The sequence below is a fragment of the Paenibacillus brevis genome, assembly GCF_018919145.1.
Taxonomy (GTDB): domain Bacteria; phylum Bacillota; class Bacilli; order Paenibacillales; family Paenibacillaceae; genus Fontibacillus; species Fontibacillus brevis.
Genome location: NZ_JAHLQJ010000032.1, coordinates 1 through 24605, shown reverse-complemented (window position 1 = coordinate 24605; position 24605 = coordinate 1). Strand labels below are relative to the sequence as shown.

Here is a 24605-nt window from a genome sequence, read left to right as displayed (position 1 = left end):
ACCTCTGTGGAAAAAGGGACAACAAGTGTAAAGGAGATATATGGAATTTGCTACAATAAAAATCACACCCGCTTGAGCGCAGGCGTCATGTGGAGTATACTTTTGGTATAAAGGAGGGGTAACGATGATTGTTATTTCTGACAGCGCTGCGGGGCGAATCAAGGATATGATCGCCGAGGAGGAGACGCCTGGTATGTTCCTGAGGCTGGGAGTCAATCCGGGAGGATGCAGCGGCTTTTCATATAGCATGGGCCTGGATGATGAAGAGAGCGAGGAAGATGTTTACCTGGACGTGCAGGGGATCAAGGTTGTGATTGCCAAGGAGAGCATGCGGTATTTGAATGGTCTTGAAATCGACTTCGAAGAGCATGGCATGTCCGGCGGCTTTACGATTAATAATCCGAATGCCATCGCCTCCTGCGGTTGCGGCCAGTCATTTAAAATGCGGAATGAGGAAGGCCGTCCGGAAGTTTGTGATTAAAAAATGAAGTCCGACGCGAATGAGCGTTTATGGGTTATGGATTACGGTCTCTATTGCGTAAATAGTACGCGATGGAGGCCGTTTTCTATGTCATACTCTACTCATAAGGAATGAAATGTATCGCCTCAAGCACTCTATAGAGATAGAATGAAAATAGTATAAAGGGAGGGGTAGGCAATGAGTAACTATGTTGTATTGGCAAGATTTAACGAAGAAAAGGATATGCAACTAAAAAAGCTGAAAAAAGAATTATCGAGTAAAGGATATTCCGTTCCTGAATGGCCTCCGCATATTACAATCTCGGCATATGAGAACATGGATGAAGAGCTTCTGTGCAAATGGACTTCGAATTTTGCATCTAAGCATACCAAACAAAGAATTTCGCTTCATTCTATAAGCATCCTCCCGCCCGGCGGTGAGCATGCAGAAACGGCTGTAATCTGCCTCGAACCAGCACATTTAAAGTCTTTCGTCGATTTTTATTACGATTTCCATGAAAAATATGAGGAATACTGCACTGGTATTGGGCGGTTCAATTCGATTCTGAATGACGATCCTGTCATTCATGCGACAATAGGGATCGTAAAGGTAAGTGAAATGCAAGAGATGATAGAGCTTATCTTTTCGCAAGATATTTTTGGGGAAGCGGAAATCACCGCCCTCGAAGTTTACACTTATCCAATGAGATTAATAAAACGATTTGATTTGAAATAATATTTTGAATTGTAAATAACCACTTGTCTCAATTGATAAACGGAGCAAGTGGTTAGACGGGATGTTGCTTTTTACTAGCTGTCGCCGCTTTCTTGCCGGGACTTCTTATCTCTTTCGAGAGCTTCTTTTACATAATCACGCTTGGGAAGCCTGCCATGAATTGAGATCAGGTAGGCTATAATCACAAGTTGCAGCAGCAGAATGATGACCAGCATAGGCTATTCCTCTTCCTTCACAGTTACGGTGACCTCAACCTCGGTGGAATCTCCTGTCGAAAGTTCCTCCTCGGCCTCATACAGATGAGAACGCAGCTCGAACCATTTGAACAGATGACCGGCAATGACCTTTAACACGGCATAGCCAGGTACGGCGAGGATGATCCCCACAATCCCGAACAGATTGCCTGCGGTTAAGATGACGAAGATGATAGTAATCGGGTGGACCCGGAGTGTTTTACCCATGATCTGCGGAGAAATGAACTTGCCTTCAACGAGCTGTACGACCGTCCATACGATAATCAGCTTCAGCAGCATGAATGGCGAAGTTACAATCGCAATGATCAGGGCAGGCGTAATGGCAATTGCCGGTCCGAGATAAGGCACAATGCTCGTAAAGGAGGCGATGATGGCCAATACGAGCGAGTAATCGAGTCCGATAATCAGAAAGCCGATGTAGAGCAGTACGCCGATACAGAAGCTGACAATGATCTGTCCGCGAATGTATGAGCTGATCTGGCCGTTCATTTCCATCATGACATGCTTGGTCTGTCCTCTAAGCCGTACAGGTACGAAGCGAAGGATGAACGAAGGAAGCTTCTTGCCGTCCTTCAGCAGGTAGAACAGGATGAACGGCACGGTGATCACGGCCAGCACAATATCCTTCAAGGCGCCGAGGAAGCCGCCAATACCGGACCAGGCACCGTCTATTAATGTAGTAGCCTGACTGGAGATCGATTCAGCAATCTTGGTCGGGCTAAAGCCAGTCGATTCCTGCATCTGATGGAAGAAGTCGCTTCCGATCAGGGCTTCAAATTCCAATTGCACCTGATAGCTGTAACGCGGAAAATTGGAGATCAAATCCGTAATCTGATCCCGGACGACGGGAACGATAGAGATAATGACAATCGTAATTAATCCCGCAATCAGAAGATACAGGGCCGCTATTGTATAGACTCGCCCGATGCCCTTTTGTTCCAGCCAATCCACCAGAGGATTGAGCAGATAAAAGATAGCGCCAGTGAGCAAGATCGGCAGCATCACAGTTTTGAGCAGCACGGCGATCGGTGTGAATATGTATGAGATTTTGCCCAGCACCATAATGTTCAGGCCGATGAGCAGTAGAATCAGCAAGAAGAGAACGAATCGGTTATTTAGAAAAAACTTCTTGAATCGCCCGCCCCAGGTAGATGCACTCTCCATAAAAATTGCCTCCTGTATCCAACTTCAATCTATTTAGGTTAAGAATTGTCGGTTGATCATTAGAATAACCATAACGGCCGCCACCAACGAAAAAATAATGCTCCCGATTCCAAGCCCCTTACGATTGCTCTTGGTGAACCTGATGCCCGTGATGAACAGCAGCACCGTAATGGCTGCAAGCATCAATGACATGGCGACCATTCCGAACCAGTACAATACCTCGATAATTGCCCCTTCCTTTTCCAATGCCATCCCCCTCTCTCCAAGGTTTATTAGGACAATAATATATGTTTATACGTCCAGTATGCAACTTCGGTTACAGTTCAAAAAAGGCGCGAGCCGTGGACAATCATCCAAGAAACCGTACAGGAGGATGAGTATGAATAATTTATAACGGAAAGGGGATGGTGTCATGGCAGGAAGACAACTGGCTGACAAATGGCTCAAAACGGAAGCGCTCCTCAGCAACGCCGACGTGGCCCCCCATATACCACATACCCAAATTTACAGTGCTGATACACTGAGAAGCATGGTGCACCAGCATGGCATGGTCGTGATCAAGCCGCTCCGGGGCGGAGGAGGCTACGGCGTCATACGAGTCGTCTGGAAAAATGGACGCTATGCATTCACGTACATGTCGAAGACAAGGGTGTTTGGCAGCTTTGAAGCCATGTTCACAGCGCTTGAAAAAGCGCGGACGAAGAGGAAGTACATGATCCAGCAAGGCATAGTCCTGGCTCGGATCGGCGGGCGTCCCATTGACTACAGGGTTAAGGTTGTAAAGGAAAACGGCACATGGGGATATCGATCCATGGTAGGAAGACTCGCCAGACCCGGTTTGTTCGTCACGAACCTGTGCAAGGGAGGATCGATGATGACGGCGCGGGAGGGTCTTGCTTTGTCTTTCCGCAATAAAAAGGTCAGCACGAGAAAAAGAAAGGAAATGCGTAATTTGACCAACACATGTATCTCTATCCTGGAGAATGCGTTTCCGGGAATTGATCAGTTAGGTTTTGACTATGGCGTGGATACGCGAGGCAAGCTGTGGATTTTTGAGGTAAATACCCGTCCGCAATAAAGTAGTTGGCGTTTGATCCTTTTATTGGCAGGTTAAATAAAAAATATGAATCTATGAAAAATATTTTTTGTGCATTTTCCTGTGGTCAAATCCTGTGAATAACTTTTATCCACATTATCCCAGCTTATTTTACAATAACTGCGGAGTTTTACTCACAGCTTATTCACAGGATTTCCACAGACTTGTGTGGATAACAGAACGCTTGTTCTGGAAAGGGATTCTTGATATGATTAGGAAAAATATAGAAGGGAAGTGTTAATGATGGCGATGTTAACAGATGAGATGCTGCTCGAGTCCTACCAAATGGCAACCTTACTTGATTTGGAACGGGAATTCATAGCACTGCTGTTGGCAGAGATCCATAGACGTAATCTGATTAGCGATCCCGCCGTATTGCACTAAGGTCACAAATCGCTATTTATCGCTACTTGATGGACAAGCTGATGATTAAGGCGCTTTCCAGGCGTTTACATGATAGATATAACCTTCATGGCAATGCGGACAGTGCACGACATGTTCGCAGCCGGAACTGATGTGGATGGAATAGACAGAGGTGTATTGATCTGCAGATCCATAGGGACTGTAGGGGCCGATATAGTCGCCTTTCATTCCCGCATCCTCCAGCACATGTCCACAATCCGGACATGAGGCCGTGAATGAGGCAAGTCCGTTGCATAGCGGGCAGATATAAGACAAGGGGTATCTCTCCTTTACAGCATGTTTTTCCTGCGTAAAGTTAAGATACCCCTTTTTGTGTCCACTCATGTAATCAGATCTTCATATTACTGCTATGTCCAGGTGACAGCTTAGCTTCGGGATCAATATATACCTTTGCATTATTCACCGCTGTAGGAGCTTCGCCGAAGCCGACAGCAATCAGATCGAGCTTGCCGGGATAGGTAGTAATATCACCAGCAGCGAAGATGCCCGGGATGGAGCTCTCCATGCGTGAATCGACAACGATGGCATTGGACTCAATGTTCAATCCCCATTCGGCAATCGGGCCCAAAGAGGATACAAAGCCGAAGGTCACGATAACATCATCCACCTCAAGCTCCTGGGTTTCGCCGGTCTTACAATGAGCCAGCGTAACGCGCTCAATCCGGTTCTCCCCGTGAAGCGCGGCAATCTCGGTTGGCGTGATGACCTGAACGCTGGATGCAAGCAAATTCTCCACGCTGTGTTCATGGGCACGGAATTTATCGCGACGATGGACCAAGGTGACCTGTTCAGCAATCGGTTCAAGCATCAATGCCCAATCGACTGCGGAATCGCCGCCGCCGCTGATCAGCACACGACGTCCCTGGAACTTGCTCAGATCGCTGACGAAATAATGAAGATTGCTCTTTTCGTACTGTGCTGCCCCTTCGACTTCAAGACGACGCGGTTCGAAGGCTCCGACTCCGGCCGTAACGATCAGGGCGCGGGCGTGATGGACATCCTTGTCCGTCGTGACCACGAAGTGGCGCTCTTCTTTCTTCTCAATATGCAATACTTTCTCTTCCAGACGTATATCCGGGTTGAACAGCTTAAGCTGCTCATTCAGGTTGTTGACCAATTCTTGGCCGGTGATCTTGGGGAAACCGGCAATATCGTAAATATATTTCTCAGGATAGAGAGCTGCGACTTGCCCTCCCAGCTGAGGCATACTTTCGATCAATTTGACGGATGCTTTACGCATTCCGCCATAGAATGCAGCGAACATGCCAGCCGGCCCGCCGCCGATAATAAGCAGGTCGGTAAACTCGCCGCTTGCAGGTTGGGAACTCATGCAAACACCTCCAGAAATTTTCAAGAAAGCTTATAATGTCATTTCTACTTTATTATATCTGTCACAATTTTGATTGCAAGGAGGAGCTTGCTTGCAAATTTGTTCTTAGTATACCCGTGAAAAAACGCGGGAATGCGCGTAAAATAAGACTTGATCTTTTATAGAAAAGTCGATATCATTCAAATGTATGCACATTTATATGTGACGAAATGAGTACATTTATTAAATCTTAGGCCCCTGGTTTTGAAAAAGGTTGCTCAAAGCCTTACAATGACTGTGATCAATGTCGCAAGACTTCCCATATTTTTTTAGAAAACTACTATTATATGTGGCTATTTTCACATTGAATCATGACAGCAGGACACACTATCAAATATAGAGATACACCTGGAAGGAGAACAACCAAATGAGCACCATACCGAAAATCGTCATCCTCGGAGCGGGCTACGGCGGGATTTTGACGGCCCAGCGACTGCAGAAAGAGTTGAACTACAATGAGGCGGATGTAACTCTGGTTAACCGTCATGACTACCACTACTTCACGACCCATTTGCATATGCCTGCAGCGGGGACCGACTCGATTGATCATTCGCGTGTTTCAATCTCCAGGCTGATTGATGAATTTAAAATCGATCTCGTGAAATCCAATGTTCAGGAGATTCGGCTTTCCGATAAAAAGGTTGTTCTCCAGGACGGGACGTTATCTTATGACTATCTGATCATCGCCCTTGGCGGTGAGCCGGAGTCCTTTGGAATTCCAGGATTATCCGACTATGCGATGACGATCCGCAGCATTAACTCTGTGCGCATGATTCGCCAGCATATCGAATATCAATTCGCGATGTTCAAAGCTGATGAGAGCCGTACAGACCGGCTCAACTTTGTTGTCGGAGGAGCAGGCTTCAGCGGCGTAGAGTTTGTAGCCGAGCTTGCTGACCGGATTCCTAAGCTGTGCAAGGAATATGACGTTGATCCAAATATGGTGAATGTATACAACATCGAAGCAGCTCCGACCGTATTGCCGGGCTTTGATCCTGATCTCGTGGAATATGCGATGGAGGTGCTGCGCAAGAAAGGTGTGCAGTTCAAGATTGGTACAGCGATCAAGGAATGTACGCCAAGCGGCGTAGTACTGGCAACCGGAGAAGAGATCAAGTCCGCAACAGTGGTATGGACCGGGGGCATCCGTGGCAACCGTCTTGTTGAGGCGGCAGGCTTTGAGACAGCGCGCGGCCGTGTGAAGGTGGATGAGTATTTGCGTGCACCGGGGCATGAGCGGGTATTCATCATCGGTGATAATTCCCTGATGTTCAATCCGGAAGGCCGGCCATATCCGCCAACGGCTCAGATCGCCATGCAGCAAGGTGTGGTCTGCGCTCAGAACGTGGTGGCTGCCATTCGCGGAAAGGAACTGAAGAAGTTCATCTTCAGTCATAAAGGAACTGTGGCTTCGCTTGGGAAGGGAGAAGCCATCGCTTCGGCCTTCGGCAAGAAATATACAGGCTGGGTAGCCGCCCAATTGAAGAAGGTCGTCGACCTGCGTTACTTGTTAACCATTGGCGGGATCCCTCTTGTACTCCGGAAAGGGAGATTTTTCTAAATGCGTCACTGCAGTGTTCAGGTAAGAGGTCTGCTGACGCGTGAGGAATTGGATAGGTACAACGCATTGATGGAAGTAGGTTCTTATCTGGAAGGACAGAAGCAATACGACCTGTCCTATATCGTGCAGAAGGAAGTGGATCTGCTGATTATGCCGGCTATAGAACGGCTGAAGGAAAAGAGCAGGGACCGTGACCGGGCGACGGAGGAATTTCTGGAGTCGCTAAGGAAGCTTAAGGAAGAAGAAGAGGAATGAGTTCTTAACACCATAAAAATGGGGCTGTCCATCCATAATAAGGCTCCAAAATAAAAAGTTGGACGAAACCGCAAGGTTTTCGTCCAACTTTTTTTGTTCCCCTTAACCGGCTTAGAGCTTAAGCATTTGCTCCAGCAAGGGTTCGTTCAGCAGATTGCCGACATAGAACGAACCGAACTCACCGAAGCGGGCGCTTACCTCATCAAACCGCATTTCATAGACCAGCTTCTTGAACTGGAGCGCATCATCAGCGAACAAGGTGACGCCCCATTCCCAATCATCCAATCCAACGGACCCGGTAATAATCTGCTTCACCTTACCGGCATAGCTCCGGCCGATCATGCCATGGCTGCGCATCATTCCCCGACGCTCCTCAATGGACAGCATATACCAGTTGTCATTCAGATCGCGCTTCTTATTCATCGGGTAGAAGCAAATATGGTTCGACTTAGGAAGAATCGGCTCAAGACGGGCACGGATTTCCGGATTGGCCTTAGGGTCTCCGTCACCGGAAGCCAGATAATTGCTAAGCTCTACGATGCTTACATAGGAATAAGCCTTCGTTGTATACTGGGCAAATGTCGTCTTGTTAAAGGCATTCTCCAGCGCATTCAATTCTTCAAGCGTCTCCCGCAGATGCATGAACAGAATATCTGCCTTTTGCCCTACGATAGAGTACACGGCTGTACTGCCTTTTTTGCTGAGCTCGATATCGGTCCACTCTTGCAAAAACTGGTGCAATTCCTCCAAAGCTCCGGCGCGTTCTTCATCGTCCGCTGCCTTCCAGGCTGACCAATCTATAGACCGAAAATCATGAAGAGCATACCAGCCTTCCAAAGTTAAAGCTGCCTCATTCATTATCTAATCACTCCTTGGATACAAACGCTTCCTTTATTGTATCTCAATAATCAGCAAAGGAGCAAACGGAATTAGGAACTAAACTTGGAAAGTTCATTGATTTGCAATATTTTTTCTAGTAAACTATCTTCTAGTTCATGTTCATGTGATAATAATTATAGTAAGGAATACAGGAGGGTGAGGGGAGCGTATGGGGTGGCTCATCGTTTTGGTGCTGATGGTATTGTTCTTTGTCATGATGTTCGGCATCGGTTTTATTCTCAATATGCTTATGAAGACAACCTGGTTTCCCGCATACATATTCGTTATTGTGATTTTGCCGATCGTAGTGTACACGCTGTGGGATCATGAAAAAGGGTTTGGAGCCTATCTGGCATCTTTTAGAATCGTGGATTATTTGACAGCGCTTGCGGGACTGGCTGGTGCGATTCTGAGTGGCTGGACCATTCAGAAGCTGCGTCAGGGCGGCTACAAAATGTTCTAGGAAGCCCCTTCAAGTTATGGAAGAGAGCGTGGATCAGTTCTTCTGATCCCGCTTCCATTTTTGATATTCAAGAAATTCCTTGAACTCCTGCTTGCTGACTCCGGAGGACATGGCTTCATGAAGCAGCGAGGACCATTCGGGGTCGAGCAGCTGATCTGGCTGATCGCCGTACAGGAGCACTCCGACGGATACGTTTAGGGCATGGGATATTTTCTCGATAAATGAAATAGAGGGATTGATCTGGATATTTCGCTCAACATTGCTCAAGTAGGATTTGGCGACATCCGCTTTAGCCGCCAATTCGGATAAGGATAATCCGAGCTCCTGGCGGATTTTTTGTATGCGCTCTCCAATTAGTTCAGCCATGTCATCTTCGTCCTTTGTTTGTGTCTTTGGAGTTATTATATCAAAAGTAAGATGGCGGACAAAGCCGAAAATAGAAGCGAACACCTCATTTCCTGCAACGAAATGAGGTGTTCGCTATTTATATTGCGACTAAATCAGCGCAACGGATTATTTTTCAGATCCATTTCCTTGAACTGCATTGAACGTCCATTTCAAGTTCAAGGCATCCCCTTGGAATTGGTTCTGGTCTTGACCATTATCCACGAATTCGAATCTGACGATCAGATTGTCGGAGTCGCCTGCTTTAAGTCCGGCACGCTCGTCAATGAATGGAAGGTAGAAGCTGTTCTCAACGGCATCCGGAGTCTTTTGCTGAAGATCATAAAGTGTCGTTTGGTAGATCACTTCATCTGTCTTGTCTACGTTCGTCAAGAACTTGACGAGAATGTGCTTGCCGAAGTCATCCGTATTTGCGGAAGCGCCTGCTTGGTTAATCACGTCGTAAGTTGTAACCAGCTTCACTTTGCTGATATCCAGTGTGCCTTTGTTCAGCAATTTGAAGGTTCTGGTAGCTCCATCACCGGGTTTCAGGTTCGAGACATCAATGATTGCGGTTGGACTTGCATCCAGATCCAGCGTTCCTGCAGCAAACGTGCCAGTAGTTTGCACGGAATCGCTAAAGTAAGCAAAAGTTCCTCCTCCGATCAGTGACAAACCGAGTGCTGCAGTTGCTACGCCGAATCCTAATGTTTTTTTGATTCCCATTCCTAAAATCCTCCCTAAAATAGAATATATATTGAATCCTTATGGGTTGCATAAGGAATACAACCGTAGTGCTACTCGGAAAGAGTCTCCTTCGGCTGCTTGCCGGCTTCCTCCAGAGATGAAATAGCCCTCCAAAGCGTAAACATGGCGTATAGCACTAATAGAATTCCAGGTACGATCAACAGGGTTACATTCCCCATCTTGCTGCCCGCAAAGCTAGCTGCATAACCGGCGTACGGGACGGTAAATCCGGTATACTTCCCGATCGCATTCGCGGAGAGAACCGCATTCAAATCCGGGGCGTCATTGTTATCGCCTTTAGTCCGATACATGACTTGACCAGTAAGCTCATTCTTGACAACCTCTATGACCCGGTGGGTAATCAGCCGGTCTTCACTCTCCCGAAAGGTGATCACATCCCCCTCCAGGAACGAGGTTGTATCGTTGAATGGCTTGATGGCAATGATGGATCCGGTCTTGATGCCAGGCTCCATCGAACCTGAGAGAACGGTCTTTACCTGATAGCCATAAAAGCCAGGTTCTCCTCCCGATATTTTCGATGTGATGAAGGAACCGAACACCACAATAAATAACATGACCATAATGAAAGTGAATGCATGGCTGATTACTCGTCTATGCTTCATCGCTTTTCACCTCTATATCCCCTGATTCCTGAGTTCCTGCAGCCGGTTCGGGCTGCTGCGGCAACGGCGGTTCGCTGGGAGCTTCTGATTCGGTCTCGATCTGCTCGGCAGCTTCAGCGACGGATGGTTCGGATGGGGTACTGTTTGAAGGTCCAAGGTACGAAATCGAACGCATCAGTCCGGACATCGTTTCTACTATGGAGGCCTGCAGCTCTATATATTGATGGAAGGCGGTTCGGTTTAACGGCTCTCCAGAGGTTTGCGGCTTCATAAAGGTGATGGAACTAATTGAATTGGATGGGTCAACTTCCGCCGGAAGGCCGGCTTGTGATACTTTCCGTAAATAGAAAACTGCTGCGTCGATCTGCTGTTGCATAGAAAGTGATAACAGCTCCTGTCTGCTTAACCGGGTGAGTTCATCCAGCAGCCCAATATTGGTGATCTCGGCGCAATTTGAATGGAGCTCCTCCAGAATCAAGAGCAGTTCCTGCAGCTGCCGGTCTCCTTCCGCGACCTCGCTGCCGATTAGATTCATGGCTAGTTGGTTGACATCGAATTGCAGCTGAAGCGCCTGAAGCTGGCTTGCAAGCTCTGAGAGCTGCAATTCCCAACTGTCCGTGTAACCTTCTTTACCGCCGCCTGCGTAGACATCGCCGGTTACAGACGGAGGAGAGTATCTTGATTCTTCGCCATATACGCTATCTGTCACCGAAGGAGGTGTTGGCTTCGATTGCTCCGATTCATAAGCGGCGGTTGGATTTCCATAGACCTGCCATGTGACAGTGACTGGGGCAATCCTTGCTTTATGTACAGCCGCTAGTTCAAGATGTCCGGATACACTTGAGAGCAACTCCTCGATTTTGCCGGGGAAGACGCGGCAGGTCTGGAAATACCCCTCCGTATCCTGAGTGCTGTTGAATTCTCCGTAGGTGGTGCCAATTTGCTTGGTGGAGTAGGCAAGAAGAGAAGAAATCAGCAGACTGGATTGAAGGATAGCAGTCATCGTCTTTTGACGCTTCAGCTTTCTTTGTCTTTGGATTCTGATGCTTCTGCTTCTTCGCAAATGAGGCCCTTCTTTCTACAAAGTTTATTGTTCTTCGTATCGTTCTTAATAAAGAACAACTTGCGAGTTCAATATAACGAATTTAGGAAAGATTGAAAACCCTGAAATTGAGTCAAATAAGACAGAAATGCATATTAAATAACCAAATACCTCTCATTTCCCTGAATATACTGAATAATTCTCCTGATTTTTCGTTTCAGCATGGATTTATCTTGAAATAGACAACTGCATACTAAATGCGACATGATCGACGAAAAAAAACGAGTTTTTTTAATCAGACAACGTTCATGCTGTGACATACTTTTTGATTGGCAGTCTTTATAATGTGGTTATTGCCAAGAGGGTCTCACAAAAAAAGGGATGGATAAGAACCAGTAAAAGGTAAACCTGCAGAAAGGCAGGGGCGCAAAGTCTCAGATCCGGGAAGCTTTTCAGGATGGCTGGACTGCCTGGTGGACATGAGTAATCATCTTTTAGGAGGAGGTTATGTTGGAGAAGTCTGCCCGGATGAGTATGGATAGAAATGTGCTGGAGGAAAGTGAATTGGAATGGCTCCATCTGCTTTTGATGGCAAGGGATGCCGGGCTATCCGTGGAGGAGGTAAGGCAGTTCTTAAGGCATGCGAACGCGGGAGAGCCGGCTATACGCAATCTTGCTTGATAACTCAATGAATATAACGGGGCTGCCGCGGACTGGTTCGGCTCCGTTATTTTTTTGAATACAAAAATAGAAGCATATGGTTTTAATATGGCGGGCAAGGAGGGAATTTAGCGGTTTTTGCAGAGTTTTAACAATTCGGATCGAACCGTTTTATGATAGAATAGAGAAGGTTCTTGAAGGAACGATGAGGAGAGGGAGAGATCAAGCCGTGCGCATCAACAACATGCTGCATTTTACCGAAAACCACAGATATTGCGTATACCGCGACTTCTCTCTTAGTCCTGTGGATGATAAAATGCTGGGCCTCATCTATCAGCCGATGATCGGTGCTGTAGCTGTGGCTCTTTATCGGCTGCTGGCGGAACAGGTTCCGATTGATCAAATCGGCTACTCGGCTATTGAGCAGCAGAGAAGTTTGTTTCTGACCCTTGGCTTGGAGCCCGGAGAACGGGGGAGAAGCGTGCTGGTTCAGCAAGCATCCAAGCTGGAGGCGGTCGGACTTCTGCAGACCAGTCGTCTGTATATACCGGACAGTGATGATTATTTGTACGAATATGAGCTCCAGGCTCCTTTGTCGCCGGGAGAATTTTTCCGGACACAGCATTTGACGCTCCTATTGAGGGACAAGATTGGAAAGTTTGCAGTGTTGTCCTTGCAGGAACGCTTTTTCTGTGTCGAGCCGGGGGACATGTACGGACTTACCTATAATAAGGAAAATATTTCACTGCCTTTCTATGAGATATTTGAACTGAATGCCCATTCGATCGATTATGAATTGGAGCAGGCTATAGCCGAGACCGCGATTGCCAGGCAGCCTGCCATGAAGGTAGGTCTGGATGAGGAAGATAAGATTAACTACGCCGACATTATTATCCGCTATCCCAGGGATTCAATGAATCGGGCCTTTGTCGAGAAGCTTCGCTTTGATCCGGAAGGAATGGGGATTCTCAACTATGTGGCCCGCAAATACGAGCTGAACGTGCAGGATGTGTGCCGGCTCTTGGATGAGGATGACGTCTTCGATCCTGCAGGCGGACTGATCCTGGACGAGCTTCAGCACAAGGCTAATCTTCATTTCCGTCAAGGTAAGCGTCGGAAGGAAGGACGGGAGATTGCCTACGCCAAGGCTGCGGCTGTTCACGCGGAGAGCGGAGCGGGACAGACGGCGGCGAGTCACCCGGAAGAGGTCGCGGTACAGATGGAATTTTATGTCGAGGTGCCGTTGCAGTTCCAATCCAAGTGTGATGCCCACCAATACAACATGATGCTGCGGAACGAGCCTTATACGCGGTTGCTAAAGACGTTCTTTCCGGGCTCGGTGCCGGATAATCTGCTTGATATATTCGAGAAAATTGATCTGAACTATAAGCTGCCGGATGAAGTCATTAACGTTCTGATCCACTATTTGATGACCTTGCTTACCTCCGGGAAGGAGCAGCGGATTAACCGCAACTTTATCGATGCTATCGCCTCAAATATGCTGATGAAGCAAATCGACAGCTACGAGAAGGCTGTGCAATATATTCGGGATCAGGCAAGTCTGAAGGACAAGCTCTCGACGCAGCAGGACAAGTCTCGGGACAGCCGTTCGAGAAGCTATGCTTCTAGAAACGCAAAAGCAAAGCCTGAAATTCCGATCGTGGAACGAACCGGCGAGTCTCCGCAAGCCGTATCGGAGGAAGAGTATGCGGAGCTGTTAAAAATGGCCGAGCAGATGAAGGCTCATAAGAAAAGATAACGGGAACAGATACCGTTCCCCGTCAGAAAGGTGGTGATCACAGATGGAGTCGTTGGGAGAGCTAATAACTCAATTGCAAAGCCCGCAGCTTAGACGCAGAACGGAAGAACTGACGGCAAGGCTTATGAATGACCCGTTGGTTCGCGAATTGCGCGAGCGTCATCCGGAATTGCAGGAAGAGCAGCTGATCCGGGATATGGCCAAGCTGTATCACTATATTAACGATAATCGTCACTGTGCGAACTGCCCGGGACTGGAGCGTTGTCCCAATGATTTTCAAGGGCATTATACCAAGATTACCGTGGAAGACCATGGTCTTGGTCCGCAGGTGGTCGACCGCCAGATTCCTTGCCAGAAGCAATTGCAATTTGAGCATGAATCCAGCGTGAAGAAACGGATACACAGCTTTTATATTGATGAGCGTGCTTTACAGCAAGGATATGACGAGGTTGAAATTTTATCCAAGGACGGCGCAAGGGTGCCGGCTGTGAGCCAGGTGTTCAGATATATCAACGAGACAAAGGCCTCCGGGCTTCAACCGAGAGGGTTGTATCTGGAGGGGCATTTTGGTACAGGGAAGACCTTCCTGATGTGCTATCTGCTGCATGAGCTGGCTAAAGAGGGCTACTCCGGTGTGATTGTCTATATGCCTGAATTTGTGGAGGATCTCAAATCGATGCTCCAGGATAGTCAGAAGCTTAAGGATACGACCGAAATGATGAAGCAGGCGGACCTGCTTATCTTTGATGATATCGGAGCAGAGAATCTGAACCCCTGGGTTCGGGATCATGTGATGGGCTCGATTCTGAATTACCGGATGAACCGCAAGCCTACCTTCTATACCTCGAATTATTCCTTGAATGCATTGGAGAAGCATCTAAGCTTCACCAGCAAAGACGGGGAGGAGACACACAAAGGGCAGCGGCTGATGGATCGGATAGCTCCTTTTGTGGAAGTGGTCTCGGTCAGCGGCACGAACAAACGGGGACAGAGATAGTTTGAACTCGCACTTATTTAGGTAACAAGCAAACAGGCTGTCCCTTTGGGAACCGGTAATTTCGTTCCTAGAGGGACAGCCTGTTCAGTGTAGAGACAGTCACAGGGTTATCCGGCAATGAACTTGATGATGACCATGCCGAAGAAGATGACGGCCATGAAGGTAAACATGCCGAAGAAGCCGTTCATCAAGTCAAACAAGTCATTACGCGGTTCTTCGTTGATATGCTCTCTGGGATCATTAACATGAGGATTGGCATCCATTGCGGCAGACCTCCTAGATGATCAAATTCACTTTGTCAATATAATACATCATTGACAAACCGAATTCGGGTTAATAATAGTATAACCACCCATGAAGAACTTTGTAAAGAAGGCGTTCCTATTGGGGTTTTTCATTTGTGGAATAAATGTGGTATAATGGTCAACACGTGTTGATAAGGAGGATGTTATCGATGGCAATTGTTAATGTATCTGACCAAACTTTTAATAATGAAGTAGAAAGCCAAGGCACAGTCCTGGTTGACTTTTGGGCTCCATGGTGCGGCCCTTGCAAAATGATTGCTCCAATTCTTGAGGAATTGTCCGGTGATCTGGGTGATTCCGTAAAGATTGCTAAGCTGAATGTGGATGAGAATCCGGAATCTGCATCCCGCTTCGGTGTGATGAGCATCCCGACTCTGATCCTGTTCAAGGACGGACAGCCGGTCGACAAGATCGTCGGCCTGAACTCCAAGGATTCGCTCAAGAATCTGATTGCTAAGCACCAATAAGATTGAGTCTCGATCAGGCTTGGTCTACCGCCTCCGGCTTGTCCCGGGGGCGTTTTTGCGTAAGTCGGGGAATCATTTGCCTTGAAAGGAGGTTGTCTGCTTGAACCCACATCTGGAGGAGGAGCGGGAAAAAGAGAAAGCGATGGAGGCTATCCGCCATAAGCTCGCGCTGCTTCCTGATCTTCCAGGTTGTTATCTGATGAAGAATCGGGAAGGCACCATTATTTATGTCGGAAAAGCCAAAATTCTGAAAAACCGGGTAAGATCTTATTTTACCGGCAGCCATGACGGAAAAACGCAACGGCTGGTATCGGTTATTCGGGATTTTGAGTATATTGTCACCGGCAGCAATATGGAAGCACTTATTCTAGAATGTAATTTGATCAAGACCCATCATCCTAAATACAATGTCTTGCTGAAGGACGACAAGACATTTCCATATATTAAAATTACGAATGAACGCCATCCGCGCCTGGAGGTTACACGTCGGGTGCTAAAGGACAAGGCAAAATATTTTGGGCCTTACCCCAATGCCTATGCGGCCCAGCAGACCAAAAAGCTGCTTGACCGCATGTATCCCCTGCGCAAGTGTAATGTGATGCCGAAGGAGGTCTGCCTGTATTATCATATCGGCCAATGCCTGGCTCCTTGCGAGAAGGAGGTCGGAAATGAGGTTTATGATCAGATGATCCAGGAGATCAGCTCATTTCTTAGCGGCGGGCATGAGGAGATCAAGAAGGAGCTCCAGCGGAAGATGCATGAGGCCGCAGAGGAACTGAACTTTGAGCGGGCCAAGGAGCTTCGGGATCAGATCCTGAATATTGATGCCCTGATGGAGAAGCAGAAGATTACTACTAAGGACGCCAAGGATCGGGACGTATTCGGCTATGCGGTGGACAAGGGCTGGATGTGCGTGCAAATTCTCTATATGCGCCAGGGGAAAATGATCGAGCGCCATGCCTCTGTATTTCCGTTCTTCGGTGAGCCGTATAGTGATTTCCTGTCGTTCGTCACTCAATATTACAGCGAGAATCCGGCCCTTCCGAAGGAGATTCTGCTTCCTGGCACATCTGGTGAAACCAATGTAACAGATGGGGCAGCCGAGTCTTGGGAGTCTGCGGAGAGTCTGCAGACCGAGGCTAATGCTGTGAATGAAGAATCGCCTGAGACGCTGGGAGCGGTAAGCGGAGCGAATGCGCTGACCGAGTGGCTCGGTGTCAAGACCCTGCTCCCGCAGCGGGGATTGAAGCGTCAAATGGTGAAAATGGCCGAGGACAATGCACGGGTAGCACTGGAAGAGAAATTCCGCCTGATTGAGCGGGATGAGGTGCGGACCAGCGGCGCTGCCCAAAATCTTGGCGCGGCTATCGGTCTGGAACGCCTTTCACGGATTGAGGCATTCGACAATTCCAATATTCAGGGAGCCAACCCTGTATCGGCGATGGTTGTCTTTATCGATGGCAAGCCCGCGAAGAAGGAGTATCGGAAATACAAGGTTCGGACCGTACAAGGTCCAGATGACTATGAGACGATGCGAGAAGTGATCCGGCGCCGGTATGAACGGGTGCTGAAGGAAGATTTGCCTCGTCCCGATATGATTGTCGTCGATGGAGGCAAAGGACAGATTTCGGCGGCGATAGATGTGCTTGAGAATGAGCTAGGCTTGTTCATTCCGGTAGGCGGACTTGTCAAGGATGCCAAGCACCGGACGGCCCAGTTAATGGTTGGAGATCCTCCCCGGCCGGTCTCCCTTCCGAGGGACAGCCAGGAGTTTTATTTGCTGCAACGCATTCAAGATGAAGTTCACCGTTATGCGATCTCGTTCCACCGTGAGTTGCGGGGTAAATCCATGGTGGTCTCCAAGCTGGATTCCATCCCTGGGGTCGGCGAGAAGCGGAGGAAGCTGCTCTTGAAGCATTTCGGCTCCCTCAAAAAAATAAAAGAGGCCTCAGTCGAAGACTTCCGGCCCCTTTCCATTGGTGACAAGCTAGCAAATGAAATTATAAATGCCCTCCGAGATGAGGAGTCGTAAACAGCGGCTCCTCTTCTTTTTTGTTCAAGACCGGCGGCCGCTCCTTGTTGGAAGGGTTGAACAAGTAGATCAGGTAAGCGACAAGTAATGGCAGCACGATAAAGAACAGACCCGATACAATATTGAGAGTTCCGCCCATGAACATAATGCTGATCGACATGAGCAGGCTGTCGAAGATCACGTGTGCGAATACAGCGGTAATGAAGCCGTGTCTCAGGAAAATATAACTGAAGATCAAGCCGATAAACAGCAATTCAATGGGACGGGAAATGACAGGGTAGATCGGATACAGCGTGTGACCGAATGCCCAGATCAGCGTAGTAATGATGCTTGCTGCAATCGTACTCTTGAACATCTTCTTCAGCATGGGAATCCCGAACAGCCGATACACGGCTTCTTCCCCGATTCCAGCTACCCATGCCAGCGCCGGTAGCAGTGCCGGATACAGCATATTGTAAGCCGATTGGGAAGCATCCGTCGTTGACCAGGTATGAATGGTCTTCTCAAGAAGGAAGAAGAGGACGGATTGTACGCCCATAATGATCAATGCCCAGGCATATCCTTCCGAGACAGAGCGAAGAACATGCCGCCCATATCCGGTTTCCCGGGAACGGGACCATAGAATCGTGCCCTGCTGACGCCACAGGCCGTCTCCTCCTACCAGGGAGAAGTAGACCGAGGCGGCTAGGACTAGGGTTACGCCCCCTTGGAATACGAGCGCGAATACCAAGAGCCCGCCGGTCATGCCTTCTTTTTCAAAGTAAGGAAGCATATTCAGAGCGGAGCCCATAGAAAGCACAAAATATACGGAAGCCAGTACGATGCCTCTCTTGAAGGAAGTATGTGCTTTAGTCAAAGCGCTATAGACGATGGCAAGAATACCGAGTACAAAGGTCAGAAGCGCATATCCCAGATAGGTCATCCAGTTAGCAAAGGTCTGTTGCTGCTTCACATAGTTTGTAAAGCTGTCCGGAAGGGCGAATCCCTTGTGGATACCTGTAACGGTCTGTTGGTCTAGAGAAACCTCAATTTTAGGATAGGCCTCCCCAATTTGCTGCTGTGGATCGGAGAGCAGGAACCTGCTAGGAAGCTCCTCTACAACCCATTGCTGGTCAGCAGAGTAGCCCACGGCCTCCAGAATCGGGGTGACCTGAGCCTTTGCCCCTTCCCAATCGGCTACATCCTCTTCTGCCGGCGTCATACTGAACAGGGAGGATAGCAGCTCGTAGCCAACTACTTGCCCTGAGGTCATATGTACATCCACCGCCAGGGTTTCATAAGCTTCGGCGACCAGATCAAAGCGAACCTGAAATTTGTCATAAGGGAACTGTGCCTCATAGTCATTTAAGTAAGGCTCTAATAATGAATCACGGGTAAGATAGCCGTAAAGATCGGAATCCGTATCATAGACAACCAGGCCTTCCCCTGATTGGACTTGTAATCCCAATGCCGAGACAGCAAATTCCGCCGCCGCTTCCGCCGCCTCCTGCTTGGTTATGATCTTGGCAGCCTGCTCAACCTGCTTGGTCTCTTCAGGCGAAGCAGGAAGAATCTGCAGAACCACGAATAATACCAGCCCGACCGCGGCCATGATCCAGAGTGTTTTAAGCCCAAGCCTTCGCGGCTGGACCTTGCGGACTTCAGAATTCATGTGATAACTCCTTTATCAGTATTTTGTAGTAAAACCGGTATTTGATGCATGAGTTTCGGTTTAGAATGTCACAGTAAAGATAACATAAGGTTAGGAAGCCGCGCCAGATCAATTCATATATTAGCGAAAAGCGATCATAAACGGGGCAAATTATAGCCAGGCTTAGAATGGCTAAGAATTATCCAATCATTTAACCCAATTCAAAGGTTTTTCAAACTTTTCTCAAGATACAAATCATTGTGATGAAGGGTAATAAAGCTTATAATCCATTTGACGAAAATGAAATGAAAGTAATGAAATGAATAGACCAGCCGAATTTCATCAGAAAACGGGGGACCCGATCAGTCCGGGGTGAATTTTGCTGTCCGGCAGGCGCAAGCCTGCGGCACAGCGAATAGGGCAAGCCTTGCATGTCCGAATCCGTCAGCTAACCTCGTAGGCTGCTTGCTGCAGGGACCAATCGAAGGGCATTGGATTTCCAGTGCTTTTTTTCTTTTGGCAAAATGTAATGAGGTGAATAGGCTTGCGTATAAAGTGGGTTAACTTTTCTCCGCCTCAGGTGATTGTGCTCGGCTTTGCTCTCATTATTTTATTCGGAGCCGTGCTGTTGATGCTTCCAATATCCAATAATAATGGAGAATTCCTGCCGTTCATTGATGCCTTCTTCACCTCGGTCTCGGCCACCACAGTGACCGGGCTTGAGGTCGTAGATACGGGAACCGCCTTCTCCTGGTTCGGACAGGTCATCATCATGCTTCTGATTCAAATCGGCGGACTAGGATTTATGACGATGGCGACCTTGATCGCCTTGGTATTCAAACGAAAAATCTCGCTTAAAGAACGGCTCCTGCTGCAGGAGGCGATGAATCAAGGCTCCATGGAGGGGATCGTTCGGCTGATCCGGCGGGTTCTGTTCTATGCCTTGGCGATCGAAAGCGTCGCAGCCGTGCTGTATGCCGTCCGTTTTGCCTTCGACATGCCCTTTGGACGGGCATTGTACTTTGGCGTTTTCCATGCGGTCTCTATGTTCAATAACTCGGGATTTGACTTGTTCGGAAATTACCGCAGTCTGATGATGTATACTGACGACCCGGCGGTGAACCTGATTACAATGTTTTTAATTATTACCGGCGGTCTTGGCTTTATTGTGATCTCAGACCTGGTAGATTACCGAAATCGGCGGAGACTTTCGCTGCACTCGAAGGTGGTTCTGACCATGTCAGGTCTCTTGATTATATCCGGGGCCTTGGTCATTCTGGTCTTTGAATTCACCAATAAGAATACACTGGGCTCTCTGGATTGGAGCGGCAAGCTGTGGAGCGCCTTCTTCCAATCAGTGGCTCCGCGAACGGCGGGGGCGCACACGCTGGATATTAGTTCCCTTCGGCAGGCCACCCAATTCTTCATTCTGATCCTGATGTTCATTGGGGCTTCGCCAAGCTCGACGGGCGGCGGCATCAAGACAACAACCTTCATGATCCTGCTTGGTGCGGTGGCCTCGATGATCCGGGGACGCAGTGAACTGGTTCTGTTCCGATACCGGCTTGCACAGGAACGCATCTTCAAGGCCGTAACGGTTACGATGCTGGCTCTGTTCCTGGTTATTAGTGTTGCGCTGATCCTGTCGACAACGGAGAGGGGGGCCTCCTTTCTCAGCATTCTGTTCGAGACGACCTCCGCCTTTGGAACTGTGGGGCTTTCGATGGGGATTACAGGTGACCTGACGACCGCCGGCAAGCTGATTCTCAGCTTTACGATGTTTACGGGACGGCTTGGTCTGCTGACGCTTGCTTATGCGCTAGGCCCGAAAAAGGGTAAGAGATTGTACAGACATCCGGAAGGTAAGATGATTATAGGATAAGGGGAATTTGAAATGAAAAAGCAGCAGTTTGTCGTTATCGGGCTGGGGCGGTTTGGAGCCAGTCTTGCGCTTGAGCTAATGGATCTTGGCTACGAGGTGCTTGGCATCGATCGCGATGAAGAGGTTGTGGATGGACTGAGCAGCCAACTGACTCATGCGGTAACGGCAGACGCCACAGACGAAGAGGTATTGAAATCGTTGGGCATCCGCAACTTCGATTGCGGGATCGTAGCGATCGGCAACGATATCCAGATGAGTATTCTTTCGACGATTCTGTTGAAGGAGCTGGGGTTAAAGACGGTCGTATCAAAAGCGATTTCAGTCCTGCATGGGCGTGCCTTGGAGAAGCTGGGCGTTGACCGGGTGATTTTTCCGGAGCGGGATATGGGAGTTCGCGTGGCGCATCAGCTGGTATCTCCGAACCTTCTGGATTATATTGAAATTTCCAAGGAATACAGCATCGTGGAGCTGAAGGTTCCCTCTTGCCTTGAAGGGAAGAGTCTTAGCGAGCTGAATTCCCGCGCCCGGTACGGATGCAGCATTGTGGCTTTGCAGCGGAAGCAGGGAATCATCATCGCACCTACTGCCATGGATCATCTGGAGCAGGGAGATATTATGGTTGTCATTGGGGCGAAGAAGAATCTGGAGGAATTCGAGGAAATGATCTCCGAATAGAAGCGGGTGTCTCACTGGGCTTGCATACCCTGGAGACACCCTTATTTTATGAACAGCAATCTAATTAATAAGTTCGTACTGTGGCTCTACGGATGATGAGCCAGAGCAGGGCGGCGAGCAGCACGCAGACCCCCAATAGATAGTGCACCGCCTGAAGCAAGATCCAGCCAGAGATATCCTTATCCGTTAATCCGGTTCCGCCGGAAGTATTAGCGGTGAAAAACAGGATAAATATTAACCCGGCGATAGCGATCAATCCCGGCATGGTACCATACCTGTAAAAAATAGCGCCCAGCAACGTGAACAAGAGGAAAATCAGCAAATAGATAGTAAATTGCGTGTACCAAAGCGTCAGGAAAGATGCCGGCGCACTCTCGCTCAACTGTCCCCACAGTTCAAGAAGCGCTGTACCGCCATATGCAACCAGAGTCTGGAACAGGGCTAATCCTGCGGAGGAGATGACCCCGTAAGATAAGACGCCTGCAATATAGTTCTTTCGTGTGGACCCAAGGCTAAGCATCAGCGGAAAAGTGACCGTAGCAGTAAGCAGCCCGCTGACCAGCGTGAAAATTCCGATTGCCCCGTAATTGGGGGAATAGAAGTTATTCGATGGATTGTCTACCAGATGGGGCCATTTGATCTGGAATACAAGCAAGCCGATGTCAACTAACAACAGCACAGCCAGAAAGACGCGCAATGCTTTGTAGGAGTCCTGCCACATAAATCGCATGGTATTACGATAGGTTGCCATGATTACATCACCTCCCTGTTGTTGGAACGTCCCTTGCGCGTTAAATACACGAACAGCTTCTGCAGAGGAAGGGGGCTGATTCTGACTCCTTGTTGTTCCAGTCCTGCCCGCTCCTTCGTTAAATCTCCGTACCAGGCCAGTATTGTCGTTCCTGCAAGGGAATCGGCATGCAGTACACGAGGGTCTCCCGAGAACCGTTCCAGATCGACACTGTTTCCTTGCAGGTAATAGGCATGCTCCAGAAAGGAGTCGGTGTCCTGATGCTTCGTAATGACGCCTTCCTCAAGCAGCGCGATGTACTCAAACAGATTGGCCGATTCATCAATCAGATGGGTTGAGATGATGATAGTTCGGTCGCTTCCGCTGCACTCCTGAATGATCAACTCATAAAAGGCTTCGCGCATGTCTGCGTCCAGGCCAAGTGTAGGCTCATCGAAGAGCGTTAGGGAGGACTGATTGGCCAAGCCTTTCACAATCCCGAGTTGGGACTGCATTCCACGGGATAACTGTTTATAGCGCTTGTTCGCAGGCAAGTTGAATCTTTGCAGCAGAGAGAGCGCTTTGCGTTCGTCCCACCCCGGCAAGAGCAGGGAACAGAACTTCATGATATCCTTCACCTTATAATCCGCCCAAGAGCGTTCATCCGATTTGACCAGACAAATGCTAGACATAGCCGGAGCGTTCTCGTGCACTTGCTGCCCCCCAAAGGTGACAACTCCCTGGGTGGGATAGATCATCCCGGCCAGAATATGGAGCAACGTCGTCTTACCTGCTCCGTTTGCGCCAAGCAAGCCATGTACGGCTCCCGGTTCAAAGGATGCAGTAGCATCCAGGATGGCATGACTCCTGCCGAATCTCTTACTAACTTGTCTGCATTCCAGTATCGAACTCAATGGTCTCATCTCCCTCGCTAATCATTGTTCCTGGTTGAGGCTGTAATCATCTCGGCAATCTGGCCGGTTGAGATACCGAGGCGGGCTGCTTCCCGAAGCATGGTGACCACGTACTGCTCGTAAAATTCATGTCTTCGTTTCTCTAACAGCCTCTCTTTGGCTCCTTCCGCAACAAACATCCCTATCCCTCTCTTTTTATACAAAATGTTCTGCTCCACCAGTAGATTGACCCCTTTAGCCGCCGTAGCAGGGTTGATCTTGTAAAAGGCTGCAAATTGATTGGTGGATGGAACCTGACTCTCCTCGGACAGGCGTCCTTCGATAATGTCGTCTTCAATCTTCTCAGCGATTTGTTGAAAAATCGGCCGGGAATCATCGTGAATCCCATTCATTTGCTCACCACCACTTCGGTTAATCACTTATGTAACTAACCATATAACTAACGAACGTAGATGTCAAGCGCAGAGTGCCTAGCGCATGAAAAAAAGCCGCACAAAGAATGACTTCTGCGTGCCGGGGGTAACGTGTGAAGGTTGCTTTCGATCGCTGTTGTTCGCGGATTTCTCTTATTGTATAAGTTCTGACAAGGAAGAAATCCACTCACAAAGGCGAACGCTTCGCTTCTGCAGCAACCTTCACACTTATACCCTTATTATGCAGGCTCTCAGTTCGGTTTTTTATGTGCCGGATGCATGATAGTAGCCCACATGCTCGAATCCCTCGACATGTACCTACGGGCTCGTTCGTCCGGCATTTGAGGGGCCGGATGACGCCGATGCCGATGCAATACAAACAGCAACTGCGCGTCATTGCACCTTTGGGGTAGATGGATGGACAACTACCCGCACAAGGATAGCTCAAGCAGATTCTGTAAAATGGCAACAAAGTACGTATACGCACACACACCTCGCATCATGCAGATCTCACACTGCGCAAAGCTCCAACGTACGGTACTTCACAGCATGACGACGGTTGAACGACCGCAATATAGATCGTACGCATGTAGTTATGATGAACGTAGTACAGCTCCTATTCGCAAATCGTAGGTTAAAATAGAAGGTGAGAAACCACTATTTCAGAGCTACATGCGAAAGGAGCT

At 48.5% G+C, this 24605-nt stretch carries 29 protein-coding genes and 2 riboswitches; of the genes, 14 read left to right on the top strand and 15 right to left on the bottom strand.

Annotation, left to right across the window (positions count from 1 at the left end; all coding sequences use genetic code 11):
• Positions 1-124: 124 nt before the first annotated feature.
• A complete protein-coding gene (locus KQJ23_RS22625; RefSeq protein WP_212942599.1) occupies positions 125-481 on the top strand; it encodes a HesB/IscA family protein in 357 nt (118 codons plus the stop codon).
• Between the two features lie 177 nt (positions 482-658).
• Complete coding sequence (locus tag KQJ23_RS22620) at positions 659-1195, top strand: hypothetical protein (RefSeq protein WP_216481163.1); 537 nt, start codon at positions 659-661, stop codon at positions 1193-1195.
• A gap of 74 nt (positions 1196-1269) precedes the next feature.
• Here KQJ23_RS22620 and KQJ23_RS22615 read toward each other — a convergent pair whose 3' ends face one another.
• The 3 genes from KQJ23_RS22615 to KQJ23_RS22605 are packed head-to-tail and all read right to left on the bottom strand — an operon-like array spanning position 1270 to position 2865.
• Complete coding sequence (locus tag KQJ23_RS22615; protein WP_216481162.1) at positions 1270-1410, bottom strand: hypothetical protein; 141 nt, start codon at positions 1408-1410, stop codon at positions 1270-1272.
• Positions 1411-1413: 3 nt separating this feature from the next.
• On the bottom strand, positions 1414-2613 hold the full coding sequence (locus tag KQJ23_RS22610; protein WP_216481161.1) for an AI-2E family transporter: 1200 nt from the start codon (positions 2611-2613) through the stop codon (positions 1414-1416).
• Between the two features lie 33 nt (positions 2614-2646).
• Positions 2647-2865 carry a hypothetical protein gene (locus KQJ23_RS22605; RefSeq protein ID WP_216481160.1) on the bottom strand — a complete coding sequence of 73 codons (219 nt, stop codon included), beginning with the start codon at positions 2863-2865 and terminating at the stop codon, positions 2647-2649.
• Positions 2866-3025: 160 nt separating this feature from the next.
• On the opposite strand from KQJ23_RS22605, the gene KQJ23_RS22600 reads away from it, so the two are divergent.
• Both KQJ23_RS22600 and sda read left to right on the top strand, forming a co-directional pair.
• The gene (locus KQJ23_RS22600) at positions 3026-3691 is read left to right on the top strand and encodes a YheC/YheD family protein (RefSeq protein ID WP_216481159.1); all 666 of its coding nucleotides are present in this window, start codon (positions 3026-3028) and stop codon (positions 3689-3691) included.
• 261 nt (positions 3692-3952) lie between these two features.
• Positions 3953-4093 carry a sporulation histidine kinase inhibitor Sda gene (gene sda / locus KQJ23_RS22595; protein WP_216481158.1) on the top strand — a complete coding sequence of 47 codons (141 nt, stop codon included), beginning with the start codon at positions 3953-3955 and terminating at the stop codon, positions 4091-4093.
• Between the two features lie 45 nt (positions 4094-4138).
• On the opposite strand, the gene KQJ23_RS22590 is transcribed toward sda, so the two are convergent.
• Positions 4139-4387: a hypothetical protein gene (locus KQJ23_RS22590; protein WP_216481157.1), complete on the bottom strand. Its 249-nt coding sequence runs from the start codon at positions 4385-4387 to the stop codon at positions 4139-4141.
• Positions 4388-4460: 73 nt separating this feature from the next.
• Positions 4461-5462, bottom strand: coding sequence for an NAD(P)/FAD-dependent oxidoreductase (locus KQJ23_RS22585; RefSeq protein ID WP_216481156.1), 1002 nt, complete (start codon positions 5460-5462; stop codon positions 4461-4463).
• Positions 5463-5868: 406 nt separating this feature from the next.
• Between KQJ23_RS22585 and KQJ23_RS22580 the strand changes: the two genes are divergently transcribed.
• Positions 5869-7062 (top strand): NAD(P)/FAD-dependent oxidoreductase, encoded by a 1194-nt coding sequence (locus tag KQJ23_RS22580; protein ID WP_044481894.1) that lies wholly within the window; start codon positions 5869-5871, stop codon positions 7060-7062.
• Positions 7063-7317 carry a hypothetical protein gene (locus KQJ23_RS22575; protein WP_212942624.1) on the top strand — a complete coding sequence of 85 codons (255 nt, stop codon included), beginning with the start codon at positions 7063-7065 and terminating at the stop codon, positions 7315-7317. It abuts the gene before it with no gap.
• A gap of 111 nt (positions 7318-7428) precedes the next feature.
• Here the strand turns inward: KQJ23_RS22575 and hemQ are convergent, their stop codons facing one another.
• Entirely contained in the window at positions 7429-8175 is a 747-nt protein-coding gene (gene hemQ / locus KQJ23_RS22570; RefSeq protein ID WP_216481155.1) for a hydrogen peroxide-dependent heme synthase, read from the bottom strand.
• A 190-nt stretch (positions 8176-8365) separates the two neighbouring features.
• Between hemQ and KQJ23_RS22565 the strand changes: the two genes are divergently transcribed.
• Positions 8366-8659: a YuiB family protein gene (locus KQJ23_RS22565; RefSeq protein ID WP_044481891.1), complete on the top strand. Its 294-nt coding sequence runs from the start codon at positions 8366-8368 to the stop codon at positions 8657-8659.
• 33 nt (positions 8660-8692) lie between these two features.
• On the opposite strand, the gene KQJ23_RS22560 is transcribed toward KQJ23_RS22565, so the two are convergent.
• The 4 genes from KQJ23_RS22560 to KQJ23_RS22545 all read right to left on the bottom strand — a co-directional run bounded on the left by KQJ23_RS22560 (position 8693) and on the right by KQJ23_RS22545 (position 11416).
• Positions 8693-9025 carry a helix-turn-helix domain-containing protein gene (locus tag KQJ23_RS22560; protein ID WP_216481154.1) on the bottom strand — a complete coding sequence of 111 codons (333 nt, stop codon included), beginning with the start codon at positions 9023-9025 and terminating at the stop codon, positions 8693-8695.
• Between the two features lie 147 nt (positions 9026-9172).
• A complete protein-coding gene (locus tag KQJ23_RS22555; protein WP_216481153.1) occupies positions 9173-9769 on the bottom strand; it encodes a TasA family protein in 597 nt (198 codons plus the stop codon).
• A 71-nt stretch (positions 9770-9840) separates the two neighbouring features.
• A complete protein-coding gene (gene sipW, locus KQJ23_RS22550) occupies positions 9841-10413 on the bottom strand; it encodes a signal peptidase I SipW (protein WP_216481152.1) in 573 nt (190 codons plus the stop codon).
• A complete protein-coding gene (locus KQJ23_RS22545; RefSeq protein WP_216481151.1) occupies positions 10403-11416 on the bottom strand; it encodes a hypothetical protein in 1014 nt (337 codons plus the stop codon). Before KQJ23_RS22545 ends, sipW begins: the two co-directional genes overlap by 11 nt.
• A gap of 430 nt (positions 11417-11846) precedes the next feature.
• Positions 11847-11929, top strand: a riboswitch (cyclic di-GMP riboswitch).
• Positions 11930-11965: 36 nt separating this feature from the next.
• Between KQJ23_RS22545 and KQJ23_RS22540 the strand changes: the two genes are divergently transcribed.
• The 3 genes from KQJ23_RS22540 to dnaI all read left to right on the top strand — a co-directional run bounded on the left by KQJ23_RS22540 (position 11966) and on the right by dnaI (position 14871).
• A complete protein-coding gene (locus tag KQJ23_RS22540; RefSeq protein WP_216481150.1) occupies positions 11966-12136 on the top strand; it encodes an anti-repressor SinI family protein in 171 nt (56 codons plus the stop codon).
• Positions 12137-12344: 208 nt separating this feature from the next.
• Positions 12345-13874, top strand: coding sequence for a replication initiation and membrane attachment family protein (locus KQJ23_RS22535; RefSeq protein WP_216481149.1), 1530 nt, complete (start codon positions 12345-12347; stop codon positions 13872-13874).
• A gap of 43 nt (positions 13875-13917) precedes the next feature.
• Positions 13918-14871: a primosomal protein DnaI gene (gene dnaI, locus KQJ23_RS22530; protein ID WP_216481148.1), complete on the top strand. Its 954-nt coding sequence runs from the start codon at positions 13918-13920 to the stop codon at positions 14869-14871.
• Positions 14872-14978: 107 nt separating this feature from the next.
• Here the strand turns inward: dnaI and KQJ23_RS22525 are convergent, their stop codons facing one another.
• On the bottom strand, positions 14979-15134 hold the full coding sequence (locus KQJ23_RS22525) for a YqzM family protein (RefSeq protein ID WP_212942646.1): 156 nt from the start codon (positions 15132-15134) through the stop codon (positions 14979-14981).
• A gap of 191 nt (positions 15135-15325) precedes the next feature.
• On the opposite strand from KQJ23_RS22525, the gene trxA reads away from it, so the two are divergent.
• Both trxA and uvrC read left to right on the top strand, forming a co-directional pair.
• Positions 15326-15643, top strand: coding sequence for a thioredoxin (gene trxA / locus KQJ23_RS22520; RefSeq protein ID WP_216481147.1), 318 nt, complete (start codon positions 15326-15328; stop codon positions 15641-15643).
• A 142-nt stretch (positions 15644-15785) separates the two neighbouring features.
• Entirely contained in the window at positions 15786-17675 is a 1890-nt protein-coding gene (uvrC, locus tag KQJ23_RS22515; RefSeq protein ID WP_216481172.1) for an excinuclease ABC subunit UvrC, read from the top strand.
• Here the strand turns inward: uvrC and KQJ23_RS22510 are convergent.
• On the bottom strand, positions 17644-19326 hold the full coding sequence (locus KQJ23_RS22510; RefSeq protein ID WP_216481146.1) for a CPBP family intramembrane glutamic endopeptidase: 1683 nt from the start codon (positions 19324-19326) through the stop codon (positions 17644-17646). The two genes, uvrC and KQJ23_RS22510, sit on opposite strands and share 32 nt — an antisense overlap.
• Positions 19327-19625: 299 nt before the next feature.
• Positions 19626-19783, top strand: a riboswitch (cyclic di-AMP (ydaO/yuaA leader).
• A gap of 66 nt (positions 19784-19849) precedes the next feature.
• Between KQJ23_RS22510 and KQJ23_RS22505 the strand changes: the two genes are divergently transcribed.
• Both KQJ23_RS22505 and KQJ23_RS22500 read left to right on the top strand, forming a co-directional pair.
• Entirely contained in the window at positions 19850-21187 is a 1338-nt protein-coding gene (locus KQJ23_RS22505; protein ID WP_249529998.1) for a TrkH family potassium uptake protein, read from the top strand.
• Positions 21188-21199: 12 nt separating this feature from the next.
• Positions 21200-21862, top strand: a complete 663-nt coding sequence (locus tag KQJ23_RS22500) for a potassium channel family protein (protein WP_216481145.1) — start codon at positions 21200-21202, stop codon at positions 21860-21862.
• A 64-nt stretch (positions 21863-21926) separates the two neighbouring features.
• Here KQJ23_RS22500 and KQJ23_RS22495 read toward each other — a convergent pair whose 3' ends face one another.
• Genes KQJ23_RS22495 through KQJ23_RS22485 form a run of 3 tightly spaced genes read right to left on the bottom strand, consistent with a single transcriptional unit; the run spans position 21927 to position 23898 of the window.
• A complete protein-coding gene (locus tag KQJ23_RS22495) occupies positions 21927-22613 on the bottom strand; it encodes a hypothetical protein (RefSeq protein WP_216481144.1) in 687 nt (228 codons plus the stop codon).
• Between the two features lie 2 nt (positions 22614-22615).
• The gene (locus tag KQJ23_RS22490) at positions 22616-23506 is read right to left on the bottom strand and encodes an ATP-binding cassette domain-containing protein (protein WP_216481143.1); all 891 of its coding nucleotides are present in this window, start codon (positions 23504-23506) and stop codon (positions 22616-22618) included.
• A 17-nt stretch (positions 23507-23523) separates the two neighbouring features.
• Complete coding sequence (locus tag KQJ23_RS22485; protein ID WP_216481142.1) at positions 23524-23898, bottom strand: GntR family transcriptional regulator; 375 nt, start codon at positions 23896-23898, stop codon at positions 23524-23526.
• Positions 23899-24605: the final 707 nt, after the last annotated feature.

Coding starts and splice junctions, on each gene's coding strand:
- KQJ23_RS22620 (WP_216481163.1), top strand. CDS start 659: ATGAGTAACTATGTTGTATTGGCAAGATTTAACGAAGAAAAGGATATG.
- KQJ23_RS22575 (WP_212942624.1), top strand. CDS start 7,063: ATGCGTCACTGCAGTGTTCAGGTAAGAGGTCTGCTGACGCGTGAGGAA.
- KQJ23_RS22525 (WP_212942646.1), bottom strand. CDS start 15,134: ATGGATGCCAATCCTCATGTTAATGATCCCAGAGAGCATATCAACGAA.
- sipW (WP_216481152.1), bottom strand. CDS start 10,413: ATGAAGCATAGACGAGTAATCAGCCATGCATTCACTTTCATTATGGTC.
- KQJ23_RS22600 (WP_216481159.1), top strand. CDS start 3,026: ATGGCAGGAAGACAACTGGCTGACAAATGGCTCAAAACGGAAGCGCTC.
- KQJ23_RS22485 (WP_216481142.1), bottom strand. CDS start 23,898: ATGAATGGGATTCACGATGATTCCCGGCCGATTTTTCAACAAATCGCT.
- KQJ23_RS22610 (WP_216481161.1), bottom strand. CDS start 2,613: ATGGAGAGTGCATCTACCTGGGGCGGGCGATTCAAGAAGTTTTTTCTA.
- KQJ23_RS22585 (WP_216481156.1), bottom strand. CDS start 5,462: ATGAGTTCCCAACCTGCAAGCGGCGAGTTTACCGACCTGCTTATTATC.
- KQJ23_RS22545 (WP_216481151.1), bottom strand. CDS start 11,416: ATGACTGCTATCCTTCAATCCAGTCTGCTGATTTCTTCTCTTCTTGCC.
- KQJ23_RS22625 (WP_212942599.1), top strand. CDS start 125: ATGATTGTTATTTCTGACAGCGCTGCGGGGCGAATCAAGGATATGATC.
- KQJ23_RS22565 (WP_044481891.1), top strand. CDS start 8,366: ATGGGGTGGCTCATCGTTTTGGTGCTGATGGTATTGTTCTTTGTCATG.
- KQJ23_RS22560 (WP_216481154.1), bottom strand. CDS start 9,025: ATGGCTGAACTAATTGGAGAGCGCATACAAAAAATCCGCCAGGAGCTC.
- KQJ23_RS22500 (WP_216481145.1), top strand. CDS start 21,200: ATGAAAAAGCAGCAGTTTGTCGTTATCGGGCTGGGGCGGTTTGGAGCC.
- sda (WP_216481158.1), top strand. CDS start 3,953: ATGGCGATGTTAACAGATGAGATGCTGCTCGAGTCCTACCAAATGGCA.
- KQJ23_RS22605 (WP_216481160.1), bottom strand. CDS start 2,865: ATGGCATTGGAAAAGGAAGGGGCAATTATCGAGGTATTGTACTGGTTC.
- trxA (WP_216481147.1), top strand. CDS start 15,326: ATGGCAATTGTTAATGTATCTGACCAAACTTTTAATAATGAAGTAGAA.
- KQJ23_RS22555 (WP_216481153.1), bottom strand. CDS start 9,769: ATGGGAATCAAAAAAACATTAGGATTCGGCGTAGCAACTGCAGCACTC.
- uvrC (WP_216481172.1), top strand. CDS start 15,786: ATGGAGGCTATCCGCCATAAGCTCGCGCTGCTTCCTGATCTTCCAGGT.
- KQJ23_RS22615 (WP_216481162.1), bottom strand. CDS start 1,410: ATGCTGGTCATCATTCTGCTGCTGCAACTTGTGATTATAGCCTACCTG.
- KQJ23_RS22510 (WP_216481146.1), bottom strand. CDS start 19,326: ATGAATTCTGAAGTCCGCAAGGTCCAGCCGCGAAGGCTTGGGCTTAAA.
- KQJ23_RS22495 (WP_216481144.1), bottom strand. CDS start 22,613: ATGGCAACCTATCGTAATACCATGCGATTTATGTGGCAGGACTCCTAC.
- hemQ (WP_216481155.1), bottom strand. CDS start 8,175: ATGAATGAGGCAGCTTTAACTTTGGAAGGCTGGTATGCTCTTCATGAT.
- dnaI (WP_216481148.1), top strand. CDS start 13,918: ATGGAGTCGTTGGGAGAGCTAATAACTCAATTGCAAAGCCCGCAGCTT.
- KQJ23_RS22580 (WP_044481894.1), top strand. CDS start 5,869: ATGAGCACCATACCGAAAATCGTCATCCTCGGAGCGGGCTACGGCGGG.